This is a genomic window from Dysgonomonas mossii (assembly GCF_004569505.1).
Taxonomy (GTDB): domain Bacteria; phylum Bacteroidota; class Bacteroidia; order Bacteroidales; family Dysgonomonadaceae; genus Dysgonomonas.
In genome coordinates, this window is record NZ_SPPK01000001.1 from 288,544 (window position 1) to 305,914 (window position 17,371).

Here is a 17,371-nt window from a genome sequence, read left to right on the forward strand (position 1 = left end):
TATTCAAAAAATAAAAAAGGATTATTATGTTTACCATTTTTGAGACTTATCCTTGGTTGTTGCCTGTGATGATTTTCTTTGGCCGTATATGTGATGTAACGCTAGGTACATTGCGTATAATCTTTGTATCGAAAGGTGAAAAATATAAAGCACCGATTGTGGGCTTTTTTGAAGTCTTTATCTGGGTTGTTATTATTTCTCAGATCTTCTCCCAAGCCAATAGTCTGGTCGCTTATGTTGCTTATGCTGCCGGTTATGCCGCTGGCAACTATGTCGGTATCTTGGTTGAGAACAGGATTGCCTTTGGGTATCAGCTGCTGCGTGTATACACCAAGAAAGAAGCTTTGGAACTTATAAAAGTGCTGAACAGCAAGGATATCGGAGCCACCTTTGTAAAAGGAGAAGGAGCTATATCTCAGGTTCATATTGTGGAGATCGTCATAGGACGTAAATCATTGAATGAAGTTATAGGTATAATATCTGATTTTGATTCGAAAGTTTTCTATTTGGTTGAAGATATCAGGTATAAGAAAGAGGGGATATTTACATTGAAAAACTTTGCAAGGAAGTAATATAAAAAAACCTGCCGATAAGATAATCGACAGGCTTAGTAATGTAGTGAAAACTAAGACTCCATTACAAGTCTAATTCTTTATATAGCGAAGTGTCTCCTTCGGCTTAGATAACGACGGTGCTACAGATTCATCCGAAGTTCCCCATGATTTGTTCGGGTTGCTACCCAATACAAACTTGATATCAGCTCCGTTCTTTATATCGTCGTAAGTAATATATGTCTTGTTATATTCTTTTCCATTGAGGAACATAGCCTGTATATAGACGTTTTGCTTACTGTAATTCTCGGTGGTCATAGATATCTTCTTTCCATTTGCCAATGTAAGTTCTACAGCCTCCAGTCCCGGAGAACCTATCGCATAGATATTGCTTGACGGACATGTAGGATAGAATCCCATGCAGTTGAATATGTACCATGCCGACATTTGTCCGCAATCATCATTCCCGCTTAGGGCATCAGGCTTATTACCATAGAACGTATCGAGTACATAGCGTATCTTTTCCTGTGCCTTCCAAGGTTGTTTGATATAGTTGTAGAGATATATTATCTGGTGACAAGGTTCATTGCCATGCCAGTATGCACCAATTCGTCCTTGAATGTCATGCGCTCCCGGGATATCATCAGGCAGTTCCATTGTGAACATAGAGTCGAGACGTTGTTCAAAAACATCACTACCCATCTCGTTTATATATCCTTGTACATCCTGTGGTACATACCATGTATATTGATAGGTAAACCCTTCGGTAATATCTCCCCATCCATGAACAGATCCCGGGCCTGTATAGGCTATCGCATCGAATGGTGTTCGCCAGTTGCCATGAGAGTCGCGTCCTCTCATAAACTTGCTTTCCGGATCTATCAGGTTTTGGTAAGATAGAGAACGATTGAGGAAATATTTATAGTCTTCTTCCTTTCCTAATTTCTTGGCAGCCATAGCGACGCAATAATCGTCATAAGCATATTCTAATGTCTTCGAAACAGACTCACGCTCTTTGTCGAAAGGTACCCAACCCATAGCGGTGTATTCCGGTAAACAATCATAATGTGGGTTCATTGCTGTCGTTTTCATTGCTTCATACGCACGCTCGTAGTCAAAGCCCTTGATGTCTTTTACTATAGCATCGGCAATAACCGAAACCCCATGATAGCCTATCATACACCACGTCTCATTCCCATAGAAAGACCAGATAGGCAACATGTGCTCTACACTCTGGTCATAATGAGCCAGCATGGAGTTAATCATGTTTGCATTTCTGTCAGGGTTCGTCAGGTTCAAAAGAGGGTGTTGAGCCCGGTATGTATCCCATAATGAGAACACGGTATAGTTGGTAAACTTGCTATCGGTATTACGGATATTCGAATCGTGCGCCCTGTATTTACCATCTATATCTTCATATATGAAAGGATGTAGCGAGGCATGATATACAGAGGTATAGAATGTTTCCAGTTGCTCTTTAGTTCCTTTTACTTTATACTTATTTAGTTCTTTAGCCCAAAGTATTTCCCCCTTCTTTCTGAGGCTGTCAAAGTTCAGATTGTCGAGTTCTTTCAGATTGGCATAAGCACCTGATGTGCCGGTGGAAGAGATCGCAACTTTTACTTCTACCTCAGCTCCTTGCGCAGCATCAAAGTCAAGCCATCCCATAATTTTAGTACCATAGGCTACTTTATCGCTACGGAAGCGTTTTGTATCATAGATTACGGGCTTGCCGTCTTGCATGATTCCTGAGTGTTTGAATGGTTTGGAAAACTGTGCTACAAAATAAACATAGCGTTCGGGTCCCCATCCATTAACCAGCTTAAATCCGCAGATGGTTGAATCATTTTCTATTCTAAATTGTGACCATGCTGTTTTAAACCATTGTACATGATCCATATCTATCATCACAAAAGCACTATCTGTTTTGGGAAATGTGAATTTGAATATTCCGGATCGGATACCGGAAGTCATTTCTGCTTTCACATCATAGTCCAACAGGTCTACAGCATAATAATTGGGTGATGCCCATTCCTTATCATGGCTATATCGTGATCGGTATCCTTCGTCGGGGTTCTCGTGTGTGCCCGCAGTATATTTCTTTGTGCCTGTACCGGGGATAAATAAGAAGTCTCCAAGATCAGGGATTCCTGTACCACTAAGATGTGTAAGGCTGAATCCCATTATTGTCATATGGTTATATTTATAGCCCGCTGCAGCATCGTAATAGTCACAATCGGTGTCGGGACTTATTTGTATCCCTCCAAAGGGAATCTGAGCTCCCGGGTATACGTTACCAAATCCGGATGTTCCAACAAAAGGATTGACATAGGTATTTAAAGTCATATTTACAGCCATGTCTTCTGTTGGTGTCTTCTGACTACATGATAAGACTGTGAGATGTATAATAAGAATGGCAGCGGCCCGAAACAGTTTATTCATAATCTTCGTAATAAAGTTGAGAGTTTGTTTACTATGGAGTTTGGATATGTATTGTCCCAAACTCCAGACCTAGCAAACGGAATAAATAGATGACTCTTATCTTAGCGTAACAAGTTATTTAGAAAGAGAATATGGCTTTTCGTCTTCATTGAACAGCCTTTTTTTGTTTGGAGTTGATGACATTTCGAATGTAAGCTCTGCTCCATTTTTGATATCATCATAATTGATATAAGCTTTTGTATACGGTTTGCCGTTTAGCTTTACCGATTTTACATAGCGCATTTTATCACTTACTTTATCTGCTTTTATTTCCAGGTATCGTCCTTCTCCTAAGTTTACCTTCATGTAAGGAAAATAAGGAGTTCCCAGAATATATTGGTTTGTACCCGGACAAACAGGATAGAATCCCATCGCTGAGAATATATACCAAGCTGACATCTGTCCGCAGTCATCATTGCCACAAAGACCATCGATGCTATTGCGATACATACGATTCATAATTTCCCGTACCCAGTACTGTGTTTTCCAAGGCTGTGAAGTCCAAGCATATAAATATGCTATGTGGTGACTTGGTTCATTTCCATGTACATAATTACCCATAACGCCTTCGCGGGTAACATCTTCTGTTTCTGCGAAAAACTCATCAGGTAAGTGCATGGTGAAAAGTGAGTCGAGGCGTTGTATAAACTGTTTGTCGCCACCCATTTCTTTGATAAGCCCTTTTACATCATGCGGAACAAAGAATGAATAGTTCCATGAATTGCCTTCTATAAAACCTTCTCCATGCGTGCTCAGCAGGTTGTATGATGTTTTCCACTCACCGTTGCTTAAACGAGCACGTACAAAACCTATTTGATGATCGAATACGTTTCTGTAATTCAAAGCCCTTTTCTGATAAGCATCTACTACAGATTGGTTACCTATCTTTTTAGCTGTATTGTATATTGTCCAATCATCGTACGAATATTCAAGTGTGATGGACGAGCCACTTCCATTTTTGTCAACAGGGACATAGCCTAGCTTTTTGTAATATCCTGTACCATCATAATAATCGAGGTTAGAACTGCTTATCATCGCTTCCAGCGCTTTGTCTTTGTCTATGTTCAAACCCTTATCCAAAGCATCTGCTAAAACAGATACAGAGTGATAGCCGATCATGCACCAGTTTTCGTTGCCCATATGAGACCAAACAGGTAATGCTTTGTGAACGCTTTGTTCGTAGTGAGCGATCATCGATTTTACAATGTCGGTGCTTCGCTCTCTATTGATAAGATTGAATAATGGGTGGAGGGCCCTAAAGGTATCCCATACAGAAAAGATAGTATAATTAGTAAAGCCTTTAACCTGATGTATGTTATGGTCTATACCTCTATACTGCCCATCCACGTCCATATATACTGAAGGATTGATCATCGTGTGATACAATGATGTGTAGAACATTGTTTTCTTATCAATGTCTCCTGTTATATCTACTACGTTCAATTCTTTGTTCCATTTTGCTGTTGCTTCTGCGGCTATCTGGTCGAAAGATTTTCCTTTCGTTTCAGCCTCAAGATTTTTTATTGCTCCTTGCGTACTCACTGCCGACAAAGCTACTTTTATAACAAGAGGAGCCGAAGCATTATTATCGAATTCGAGATGAGTAACAATTTTTCGTCCGGCTATTTCAGGAAAATTATTCTGTAAGTCAAACTTTCTCCAGAATCCTGAGTATTTAGGTTTTTCTTTATCTACATATCCATATTTTTTTATTGGCTTAGATAAAGAGATCGCAAAGTAGGTATAGTTTTCTCTAGCCCAACCATTCGTGATGCGATAGCCTGTAATCAGCGTGTCGTTTTCAACTCTCAGGCTTGCCCAAAGAACTTTTCCGTCATAATTATAGATTCCGTGTGTAAGATCCAATAATATTTTCTGAACCTCACCTTCGGGATATGTGTATTTATGTACGCCAACACGCTCTGTTGCTGTTAACTGTGCTTTTACTTTATAGTCGTCGAGGACAACTTCATAGTATCCGGGACGTGCCTTTTCTGTATCATGCGAATAGCGTGAGCGATAGCCTGAATCGGGTTTGTCGGCTGTGCCGGGATTAAATTTGAGTGGTCCTGTTACAGGTACGATTAAAATATCTCCTAAGTCGGAATGTCCTGTCCCACTAAGGTGTGTATGACTAAACCCTACAATGGTTTTGTCGTCGTGCTGATATCCGGCACAATATTTATATGTGTCTTTCTGATATACACCGTTTATACTATGAGGTATAGTATCCGTGTCCGGGCTTAACTGTACAATGCCATGAGGAACGCAGGCTCCCGGGAACGTATGTCCCATCTTTACAGTGCCAATCATGGGGTTGACATACGATGTCTTCTCTTGTCCGGATACCATACCACACAGAATGTATAAAGAAAAAGTGAGGACAATTTTGTTGAATTGCATATTATTTTTTAGCGTTATTAATTAAATATTCCTGATATTCATTCCACATGCCTTCGATGCTCGCTTCGGGACCAAAAATTTTCTTGATAGCGCCATCAAAACTCCATACATCCATATCTCTTACTGTAAGGTGAAATTTACGGATTGCATCCGGGTCTTTAGTGGTGAGCCACTGTATAAAAAATCCTGTGGTGCGGTAACCATCCATCCAGTTGCCTCCGGGTTTGCGTGTACTCATATCAAACAGTCCTGCTTCGGCTCTCACTGCATCGGCGATGCCTTCGATACATGCCCAGAAAGTTTTATTATTGCTATAGTTTCCAATGCCTTTTGGTTCAAACTGGTAACCATGCGTCAATTCGTGATAAAGAACGCCACGTGTTTCGAAATCTAATTTATGTAATGATTCTTTAGCCGACTTTTCTATATGCTGTGTACTATACACTATATTTATATTGGGAGAACTGCCTCCTTTAGCCGAAACTCCGTTGTAATCTTTCAGTGTATAGTCTATTTCCTGTACATCTACCATTGGATCATTAGCTGTATAATACAATATTTCGGCAACCTTTTGGGTATGGTATTTTACATACTCGTCAGGATTCTGCACTAGCTGATGATATATCTTATTACCTTCAGTATCGGGATCGAGAGACTCAAATACTACTTTGGGATATTTAAAGTTTTCCCAACCAGCTTTTAGGTTTTTATTTGATAATACAACTTCAGCAATCTTCAGCGTGTCATTGTTGGACGTCTTGGCCTCCAGCATATAATATTTGTATGTTGCAGGCTTTTGTACTACACATAATATCTCCTGAAAACGTGAGCAGAAAATCTGATCTTTTCTCTCATCTACTATTGTCCATTTTTTTCTATCATTCGATCCTTTTATAGTCCAGTTGGTAGGATCATAAGCAGGGAGCTCCCCTGTAGAGTATATTTTATAGCTTAACACAGGCGTGGTATATTCTGTATCAAATACAATTTGATTCAGTTGCCTTTTTCCTGTGTAAGATGTTGTAAGGTCATTATCCAACAGTTCTTTCGGATTCGTTGATAATGATTGGCTTTGACATGTTAAAAAAGGAACAAGTAGAACAGATAATATTAGCTTTTTCATTATATTCTGTCAATTGTTTTGAGAAATAAAGAGATACTTGTTTTCGTAATTTATAGTTAAACAACCTGCAATTCCTTTATTGCAATGGGAATTGCAGGTTATTAATTTTATATAGGTTTCAAATAAGATTCACTATTTGTAAGAATCTTTATTTTAATTCCATCCTGGATTCTGATGTCCTTGCAGGGAAGGGTTAGCTTGCATTTCACTTAATGGAATAGGCCATAATAGAGCATATTCAGGAATTGCGCCAACTTTAGTACTTCCGTCAGGTTTGTTTTGGATTTTTGCCGTTGCAAGTGCTACCCATTTTAGCTTACCTGATTGGTTACCATCAGCTTCCGGGTACAAACGAGTACGACGAATATCATCCCATATCTTGAACTCTAATGGGAATTCATGGAAACGCTCAGTTAAGATAGACTGTATCAACGCATCGCCAGCAGCAGTTTCATCTGCTAATCCGGCACGTTTACGTACTTGGTTAAGATAAGTTCTAGCCTCACCTTCTTTTCCTGTACGTGCAAGACCTTCAGCCGCAATTAACAATACTTCAGCATAACGGAATGTAGGCATGTTGTAGTCGCCATCTTTACCTGTTTTTAGAGCATTTTCATCAAGCCAAGCCCAGTTTCCAACATTATTTAATGTACTTGTTATAGTATTTTCACCTATCTTGTAAGTATATTCTTTGAAGAAAAATTGTTTTTCATGTCCGCGGATATCACCAGGGGCATAACTATTGATCAACATATCGCAAGGCAAGTATGCATTATACAAAACGTCTCCACCCGGTTTGAAAATACCCCATTGGAAAGCATCTGTTCCGATTGAACGACAAGCATAAGAGTTACCTACATTGTAACTGGTTTGGTTGTATTCTTTGGCATAGATAATTTCATTCGAAGATTTTGTTGTTTTAATGACGTTGTAAGCAGAATTAAGGTCATCACTACTTCCTTCTGGTTGTATAAGAGCGTGTTGTCCACCATTCACAACTTCAAGGGCCATGTTAGCTGCTTTAGTATAATATTCGTTTCCGCCATTGAGAGGAGCACCTGCCCATTGTAAGTATACTTGAGCTAGAAGCGTTTGTGCCATTGGTTTAGTTACATAACAACTATTAGCATAAAATGCTTTGTTTGCTAATACATCTCCGGAGATAATGCTAAGCAAATCTTCTTCGATGTGTTTGTATACATCTACAGCAGGAGTACGTTCTACATATATACCATCCAAAGATGTATAAGGCTTGTCTACATAAGGAACATCACCAAATTCTTTTACCAGATAATAATAAGCGTATGCTCTGAAGAACTTACCTTGTGCAACAAAGTTATTGATTTGCGCTTCACTTAATACGTTAGTCATTGTCGGAATATTGGCAATAACAAAGTTTGCACGCGAAATACCAATATAGAACTCAGACCAAAGCTTTCTTGCTGTAGCATCGAATGCTTCAATATTAAAGTTACCTCCTTCGGAAGCAGTCGTAAACGTTCTATCTTTACGTTTGTCAACAAACAAGCCGGACATGATACCGCCCCACATAGTGGCTTTAGGTGTCCAACCACCGTCAACATCAATATTATTCAAATATGGAACTCCACCGAAGTAAAGTGCATTTACAGCTGTTTTAGCATCAGATTCTGTTTTCCAGAACTGACCTGCAGTTTTTTCATCCAGCGGCTCTTCTTTCAAGAAGCCATCACATGAACTCATTACTAATGATAATGTAATCATGCAAAAGATGGATATGTATATTTTATGCAATTTCATATGATTATGAATTTATTGTTTTTATTACTATAAATTAGAATGCTACATTAAGACCAAACGTGAATGTTCTTGGACGTGGATATGTAAAGAACTGGCGGTTGGTTCCCCACTTGTTGTCACCTAAACGAGAAGAGTTGTCAGGATCATATCCTAAATAGTCAGATGATGTAAGTAGGAAAGCGTTGTTCACACTAGCATATAAGCGTAATGAAGAAAGACCCACTTTGTTGATAATTTTAGGATTGAATGTATAACCAAATTGGATTAGGTTTACGCGTAGGTAAGAACCATCAGCAACCCAAGTATCGTCAGCTTGATTGTTTGCACCTTGACCAAAGTTGTTCAAGCGAATAGCTTGTGCTGTACCTGTAGGATTCAGCGTTGGGTGCCATGCATCTTTGTAAAGACGAGTAAGACCACTAGTTAAGAAACGAGCCTCTGTAGAGTGGAAGAACTCTTGCATAACATCCACACCCCATTGGAATTGTAGATCTAATGTTAGGTCAAATCCTTTATATCTGAATGTATTGATGAATGATCCGGTCCAATCAGGTAAACCATTACCAAGAATCTGACGTTGTTTATATGTAACTTTTTCACCAATAGTTGAAGGTATATTCATTGTTTCAGCATCCCAGTTAGAAGGAACTCCATCATAGATACCGGCACGTTTGTAACCGTAGAAAGTAGAAAGTTCTTCACCTTCGCGGATTAACATGTCATAACCAACAAAACCATCAAGAAGGATTTGGCGTTTGCCTGTAATCGGATCCACAGACGAACTTGGGTCTAGTTTTTCTACACGGTTTTTATTGTAGTTCACGTTTAGAGTTGTATTCCATTGGAAGTCACGAGTGTCAATCGGGTATGCATTGATCAATAAGTCCAAACCACGGTTAGAAACTTCTCCTACGTTTGTTGTAATAGAAGAGTATCCTGTTGATAAAGGTATAGGGCGACTAAGCAATAGGTCGGTAGTGTATTTGTGGTAATATGATGCTTCTAAGTTCAGTCTGTTGTTGAACAAACCAAGATCAATACCAAAATCTAACTGATTCGTTTTTTCCCATTTCAGATCCGGATTAGGCATTCTGCTCATATAAGATACAGTTTGCAAGCCGTTACCTATAATAGTAGTTGATTGTCCGATAGTAGCTAATGATGCATAGGTACCTATTTCAGAGTTACCTGTTACACCAAATGATGCATGCGGTTTCAGTTTACTTATGATCTGATTGTCTTTCAAGAAATTTTCATTAGAAGCCATCCATCCCAAACCGATTGACGGGAAGAAAGCATATTTATTGTTTTCCCCGAATTTAGAAGCTCCATCGTAACGACCTGTAACAGTAGCCATATACTTATTGTCATAAGAGTATGCACCACGTACGAAGTAAGAGTTCATTGTCCATTTATCGTGATCGTTACCTACTGAAGGGCGATCTTCACCTTTACCTAAGTTGTAGTAACCATAAAAGTCATCCGAGAACTTACTTCCTGAAGCACTAAAATATGTATAGTTACGTTCTTGCCACGACATACCTGCCATCGCATTGATATAATGCTTTCCTAATGTCTTATTGTAAGTCAGGTATGTTTCTTCTTGCCAATACAATGTATTAGAGTTGTTTGCAGAAGCAGAACCTGTAGAACTTTGATTGATTAGTGGACGTGGAGTGAACGGTGTGTAATTGGTATTACGGTTGTTCTGATAGTCAATACCAAGCTGTGTTTTTAAATCAAGACCTTTTGCAAGATGGAAAGTTAAAGCTGCATTACCAAATATTTGCGTTTTGTATTGCATAGCTTGGATGCGCTCAAGCAACTCAACCGGGTTACCAACACCTTCAGGGCTAAATCCTTGCTTTCCACTGTCAGGATTATTTTTATCATTGAGAATAGAGTTTGTTTTAATGATATTGGTTTGAGTATATACTCCATCCAACTCAACTGGCAAGAATGGTAACTGTTCTATCATTGTACGTAAAGCTCCTTGACCGTATGGGTTGTCCGAAGTTCTGTTACCCCAAGTATGGTTCACTAATAAATTGATCCCTGTTGACAACCATGTAGTTGGTTTATCGTCATAAGCTAATTTTGCATTCAAACGTTTGAAATAAGAATTACGCATGATACCTTGTTGGTCGGTATAGTTTAAGAATGCACCTACAGAAGAGTTTTCGTCTCCACGTTGAATACTTAACTGATGATTGTGTGAAAAAGCTGTTCTGCTTGCTTCTTTCTGCCAATCTGTATCATATATAGGAGTACCGTCCGAATTGAACAAGCGTGTGTCTGTGAAGATTTGAGAAAGGTCTGTAGTGAAGTTTTTACCTTGCCAAGCATTGGCATTTTCCAAACCTTGCTTAAATGCAGCCATCCATTCGCTAGAATTCATAACATCCATATATCTGGACATTGTGCTAACGGATAGTGAACCATCGTAAGAAATACGAGCACGTTTTCCTGTATTGCCACCACGTTTAGTTGTTACTAGGATAACACCATTTGCTCCACGTGCACCATAAATAGCGGCTGAAGATGCATCTTTCAATACTTCGATAGACTCAATGTCATTTGGATTAAGATATTGGAAGTTTGACATAACCACTCCGTCAACTACATATAATGGACTAGCAGAAGCATTAATGGTAGAGATACCGCGGATGATAACACGTACTTCTCCTCCGGGTTGTCCGGTATTAGAGAAAATGTTTACACCGGCAGCTTTACCTTTTAATCCTTCAAGGGCATTAAATGATTGATTTTTTACGATATCGCTACCTTTAGCAGTAGATATAGATCCGGTTACATCCGATTTACGCATTGTACCGTAACCTACTACTACTACTTCTTCCAAGGCTTTAGCATCTTCTACTAATACCACGTCGATGCTGGTTTTTCCACCAACAACTATTTGTTGTGTATGGAATCCTATAAAAGAAAATACAAGAGTCGAATTAGAATTTGGAGCAGTAATAGTATATGCACCGTCCAAATCAGATATTGTTCCTGTTGTAGTACCTTTGACAACAATGCTTACGCCGCTTAATGGCTCGCCGGTTTCATCTTTTATTGTGCCTTTCACAGTGATGTTACTCTGTTCAATGCTTTTGCTTTCATTTGCATCCTTTACGGCTGCAGGAGCTGAAGCAGATGAGTACTGAAAGATCATGAGAGAAAGAAATAGAAAAAGTGCCTTTCTGACATAATCCTTGTAGTAACTTTTAGAAGTATTACTTGCAGATTTTTTTCTCATAATATGATTTTTATTAAGTTAACTTGTAATTAGTTATTTGAGACATTCGTCTCTGTTTTGAATTTAAAATGAGTTGGTTTTAATGAATGTTACATAAATTCTAGGTTTTAGAGGTTAATATTATAGGGAGTGTAATGTATTTTCCTTTGTCTTGATATACCTGAAAGTTGTTTTATAAACCTTTTACCTATCTGTAAGTCTTTAAAATTTCTAGGTTGATAATTGATGTTTTATGTCTTTCTGTTTTCCATGGGCAATTCTTATTTTGTATAATGTCTCTAAGAATTCCTCTGAGCTATTTTAATGTTTATTCCAATAAGGAACATGCAATGTTAATATTTATGTATGTTTATTTCTTTATCTTAAAAGCTGAAAAAGGTATCCTTATTTACACGGTGTAAACGAGGATACCTTTTTGGTTTTTTAGGATACTATTCAGTCTGTCTTGTTATTTTTGCTGCCTATATTCCTTAGGGGTCATATTGTATTTTTTTGAGAACTCTCTATAGAAGTAGGATTTGTTATTTATCCCCACCTTATATATAATTTCTTGAATGGTGAGGTTTGTTGTGATTAATAATTTCGCAGCACAAGTAAATCTATAATCTTTTATAAAATCACTCGGTGTAAGTGATGTAATTTTCTTGAATCTTCTGTACAGATTTCGTGTATTTGTACCAAGCTTTTCTGCTATTAACTCCGGTCTAAGATTCTCCTCTTCGATATTACTGTCTATTATCGAAATAACGGACTCCATAAACTCTTTATCTTCCTGATGTATTACTTGTCCATCCGAATATTCAAGTGCACTTTCGGGTGAATAGTAATAGTCTTTTAGTTTCTTCTTCGTATTTAGGAGACGATTTATCACAGAGCGTAAAAAGAGTGGGGAAAATGGTTTTGTAAGATATGCATCTGCCCCAACATCTAGTCCTTCAGATTGATCTGCGTCACTAATCTTTGCTGAAATGATAACCAAAGGAATGTGTCTGGTTATTTTGTCCGATTTTATTTGGTTTATCAGTTCCAGACCGCTCACTTCAGGCATCATGATATCAGTGATGATCAGTTCCGGCATTTGGCTTTCTATTTGTTTAAGCGCTTCGTTTGCATTGTTAGCTCCTTTGATAATATATTCGTCTGATAAAATATCATTAATGAGCCATATTATATCCTCATTGTCATCTACAACGAGTATTATTGGTTTAGAACTCTTGCCTGAGTTGTCATCCGGTAGAACATTTACCGATTCTTGAAGAGTAGCAACAGGTACTTCTTTTAGTTCCAGTTGAGGTAGCTCCACAATAAATTCTGCATATTTATTTACTTCACTTTCTACTTTTATGCTTCCTTGTAATAGTTCAACAAGGCTTTGGCAAATAGACAGCCCTATTCCATTCCGTGACGATGTACGAGAGTATTGGTTGTCACTCCCTATTTCTTCAAGGATGCTATAGCGGTCAAATATAATCGGAATTTTAGAAGCCTCAATTCCCTTCCCAGTGTTGTATACTTTTAGGGTTAAGGTATCGTTATCTGTCATTAAGGTAACTTTGACTTCTCCACCTTCTTTTGTGTATTTAAATGCATTGGATACAAGGTTGGTGTATATTCTATTGAAACATATTATATCTGTATTCCAAAGTAGCTTATCCGAGACTTGCAGGTTGAATCGTATTTTATTTTGCTCGGCAATAGAAAAGAATGACTCAGACTGTTTCCTTATTTGTTCGGCAACAGGAGCATTCTTTATTATATGGAGGTTGTATTTGGATTCTTCTAATTTTCTGAAATCGAGTATTTCTTGGATAAGCTCGTTCAGATTATCGACATTGTTACGTAAAATCTCGATATACTTATGGAAGTTATTATCCATATTTGGGGTTTTCTCTATACGATCAGTCACCCCATTTATAAGAGTTAGCGGAGTACAAAACTCATGAGTAACATTTGTAAAGAAGTCTAGTTTAGCTTCTATCAACTTCTCTTTTTGTTCTTCTTCTATTTTATTCGCTAGTTGTATTTGCTTGTTTATTATTTTTTTGCGAATCATATAAATGATATATGCGCAAACAAGTAAGAATAAGCATGCATATCCAACTATTGCCCATGTGGTGAAATACCAAGGAGGTAATTTCTTGATATGGAGGGTGTAGAATCTTTCATCGGAATTGAACACATCGTTCTTATATCTAACTTTCAAAACATACTCTCCCGAAGGCAGATTGGTGAATGTTATCTCATTTGACTTTTGTAAATCTGTCCATTCATTGTTGTAGTCTTCCAGCATATAAGAATATTCGTAGTTTTCTCCATCGATATAGTCTACCGCTATAAATGAGAGTGTAAAAGCTGCAACATTAGCAGGGATTTCGAGATATTTAGTGCTGTTGTTAATGTAATTTGACAAGGGACGATCTTCTCCTGATATTTTTAATCCAAAGAAATAAAGATCAGGTCTATAGCTATTCTCAAAACTATATCCGGGCTCTAGCCATGTGAGTCCGTTTATGCCACCAAAGAAAAGTCGCCCTGTATATGGGCAATGCCAGTAGGCATCATCAGAAAACTCAAAAACTTTTAGATCAGGAAATGTATAGTTGTGGAAAAAGTCGTTATGCGGATTATACTTAGCCAGTCCTTTATTTGTACTTAGCCATATGCAGCCTTCTTTATCTTCCAGTATTCCGTGTATCATATCATTTATAATGCCACTTTTTCTGTCAAATTGCTTGATTGTATGATTTCCGTTTTTAAAAAACTGCATTTGAGTTAGGCCTGAGCTAGCTCCGAAATAAAATACAGAGTCTTTACTCTGATAAACGCTTAAGACATCACCAATAGCAGTACTTTCCGCTTTATTGATCGGAATAAATTCGTATTGTTTGTTCGTGATGTTAAACCGAGTTACTCCATAACCACCTCTATTCCCTATAAATAATGTTGATTTTCCGTCATAAGTCATAGAATGGAACTCGTTGCATGTCTTATCGTTTTTCTTCGGAAAGAAGGCATTTATCGATTTAACTTCAACTGTTGGAGCCTGATTGTCAACAACAACCTCCAATAAGCCATTTCCGGCTGTGGCCATCCATAATGTGGAATCATTCACTTCACATATTGAATGAACTTTACCTATTGTGTTCGGAGTCTTATTTATCGCTGTCTTTATTTTATTGTCTTTGTATGAATAATAAGAAAGTCCCGGGCCTTCTGTCCCTAACCAGATTATGTCTTTCTTCTTGCTTCGTAAAAAACAGAATACAAGGTTGCTGACTAGCCCTTCGGTTGTTGTGTAATGGATTATTTCCGATGATGGGATTTTTACATTATTCAACTTATCGTAATTCTTAATCAAAAAAATACCGTCACCTTTTGTACCTACCCAAAGATTGTTGTGTTCGTCAGTATATATCGAACGAACAGGTTTTTGGCTGTCGAATGGTAAATGTTCGAGCAGTATATTCCCAAACATATCGTGATTCTGATAGAACATTTCTACACCTTTGCCATCTGTTCCAAGCCATAGTATATCTTGTTTATTATCCTTTAATAAGCAAAAAACACCGATCCCGCTGGTTATAACTTCCGGCCTATAGTTGTCTTCTATATTCAATTTTACTACGCCATTGTTTTTGAACGCGATATATACGTCATATTTGAACGATGTTATTCTTGCTATACCCCCATTTTTGGCTGTGAGTTGCGATATATCTGATAATACTATTTTTTTTGAAGCAATTATGTCATATAGGTACAGCTTTTGATCTTTATCAACGAAGTAAATCTTATTGTTCTCATAAGATGCATAATCTATATTTTTATCATGCATTGTTATTTCATGAGTTTTTAGTTTTATATCCGAATCTTGCTTCTTAGAATATTCAATATTCAGAAGTTTCCCATTGTTTGTAATCAAATAAAGTTTATCATTCTTAGTAAAGAAGATATCTTTTATACTTTCAGTGTCAGCCTCAGGGAGATGAATATCTTGGAACCTTTTCAAGTCGGAAGATGATGAATAATAGGAAATATATCCTCGTTTGCATATAACCCATGTATTTCCCTGACTGTCTGCGGCTAACAGCTTTGCTTCGGGACATTCGGGATGCGACTCTGTTACTCGCCTGTCTTTTAACGAGAATCTGTTAAGTCCAAGAAATGTGGATATCCACAGATGGTCAGCATCTGCTTGCGAAATTTTATGTATGATATTGCTGCAAAGTGAATATTCGTTGTCTAGTTCGAACCGATACACATAAAGGTTTTTTCCATTGTATAGATTAAGGCCATCATATGTACCAAACCACATATATCCATTTTGATCTTGGTACATACATAATACAGCGTTATTTGACAGGTCAAGGTTTCCGACTCTGTGAGCCCCATATGCAGCATATGAACTCAGAATTGAAAATACAGATAACCAGCAAATAAGAAATAAGGTGGTTGATTGTTTCATTCTCGAATTGTATGGTGGTTTTAGTGCATTACACGAATAACAAGGTATCCATGAATATGTTTCTTCATGAGTTAGAGGAACTAAATTATCTTATATTTATATAGCCTAACAGAGTATTTGAAGAACAAAGAATTTAGAGCATTTAATTTTACAAAAATAAGAGATAATATTGTAAAAATATAGTTAAATCGTTCGAGATTTAAACTTTTATAATATTCTGAATATAAAAACGGTTGACATAAAACTCTTTAATTGTATTGTAGTAATATTAACTCGGTATTCATTTGATTGTGCATGCATTACTGATATAAATAATTCCAATGTTTTTCTTCAGTATTTATTTTACACGTTAGGCCTAAATATTTTCTAAATATAATAAAATCTTTAAAATAGATGACTGTCAAATAAAAAGTTTTTAATATATATATATCGATATATCCTTGTGTATTTTTAATGTCCTCGTTAAGTAATATTCTGTTCAAGAATAAAAATAAATCTAACGGGGTCTATGATACTATTAATATTCGTTGTATAACCTTGTATTATATATTGATTTCAAGCCCGTCGTACGACAAGTATACATTTGGCGGCAATATGGCCTGTACCTTATCATGTAATCCCATTTGGTGAGACATGTGTGTCAGATAAGCTTTTTTAGGAGATATTTTCTTTATCTCTTCCAAAGCTTCTATTAGATTTAAATGAGATATATGCTTGTCGATACGTAGAGAACTAATAACTAAGGTATCCAATTTTTTTAATTTATAATATTCTTCTTCAGGTATATGCTTTACATCAGTGAGATAAGCGAAGTTGTTGATTCGGTAACCTAAAATAGGCAGCATGTGGTGCATGATTTTTATAGGTTGTATCTCAATATCCCCTATACAAAAAGACGCTTCATGACTAACTTCGTGAAGCCTGAACGTGGGAACTCCGGGGTAGCGGTGCTCCCTGAAAGAGTAGGGGATTCTTCTTTTTAGTGCATCTAAGGTAATGGCGTTTGAGTATATATCTACATCGTCGAATCTACAGAAAGGACGTAAATCATCTAATCCGCCCACATGATCATAATGTTCGTGAGTGAGTAGTACTCCATGAATGTGCGAAAATTCCTCATGAATAATTTGCTCCCGGAAATCAGGACCACAATCGATAAGAATTCGCTTATCACCTATATTCAATAAAACAGACGCTCGCAGGCGTCTGTCTTTTATGTTATTAGAGGTGCATACCTCACATTTGCAGCCAATTTCAGGGACTCCTGTGGATGTTCCTGTTCCTAAGAACTTTATCTTCATCCTTATCAAATA

The 17,371-nt window shown here is 37.4% G+C and carries 8 protein-coding genes; 1 reads left to right on the plus strand and 7 read right to left on the minus strand.

Annotated features, from left to right (window positions below; genetic code table 11):
- The first annotated feature begins 26 nt into the window (after positions 1-26).
- Positions 27-572 carry a DUF2179 domain-containing protein gene (locus E4T88_RS01430; protein ID WP_135103712.1) on the plus strand — a complete coding sequence of 182 codons (546 nt, stop codon included), beginning with the start codon at positions 27-29 and terminating at the stop codon, positions 570-572.
- Positions 573-644: 72 nt separating this feature from the next.
- Here the strand turns inward: E4T88_RS01430 and E4T88_RS01435 are convergent, their stop codons facing one another.
- From E4T88_RS01435 to E4T88_RS01465, 7 genes are all read right to left on the minus strand, one after another.
- Positions 645-2,993 (minus strand): GH92 family glycosyl hydrolase, encoded by a 2,349-nt coding sequence (locus E4T88_RS01435; RefSeq protein ID WP_135103713.1) that lies wholly within the window; start codon positions 2,991-2,993, stop codon positions 645-647.
- Positions 2,994-3,107: 114 nt separating this feature from the next.
- Positions 3,108-5,435: a GH92 family glycosyl hydrolase gene (locus E4T88_RS01440; RefSeq protein ID WP_135103714.1), complete on the minus strand. Its 2,328-nt coding sequence runs from the start codon at positions 5,433-5,435 to the stop codon at positions 3,108-3,110.
- Between the two features lies 1 nt (position 5,436).
- Positions 5,437-6,558: a basic secretory protein-like protein gene (locus tag E4T88_RS01445; protein ID WP_135103715.1), complete on the minus strand. Its 1,122-nt coding sequence runs from the start codon at positions 6,556-6,558 to the stop codon at positions 5,437-5,439.
- 153 nt (positions 6,559-6,711) lie between these two features.
- Entirely contained in the window at positions 6,712-8,337 is a 1,626-nt protein-coding gene (locus E4T88_RS01450; RefSeq protein ID WP_135103716.1) for a RagB/SusD family nutrient uptake outer membrane protein, read from the minus strand.
- A 34-nt stretch (positions 8,338-8,371) separates the two neighbouring features.
- On the minus strand, positions 8,372-11,596 hold the full coding sequence (locus tag E4T88_RS01455; protein WP_135103717.1) for a SusC/RagA family TonB-linked outer membrane protein: 3,225 nt from the start codon (positions 11,594-11,596) through the stop codon (positions 8,372-8,374).
- 448 nt (positions 11,597-12,044) lie between these two features.
- On the minus strand, positions 12,045-16,058 hold the full coding sequence (locus E4T88_RS01460; protein ID WP_135103718.1) for a hybrid sensor histidine kinase/response regulator transcription factor: 4,014 nt from the start codon (positions 16,056-16,058) through the stop codon (positions 12,045-12,047).
- Positions 16,059-16,600: 542 nt separating this feature from the next.
- Positions 16,601-17,359, minus strand: a complete 759-nt coding sequence (locus E4T88_RS01465; RefSeq protein ID WP_135103719.1) for an MBL fold metallo-hydrolase — start codon at positions 17,357-17,359, stop codon at positions 16,601-16,603.
- Positions 17,360-17,371: the final 12 nt, after the last annotated feature.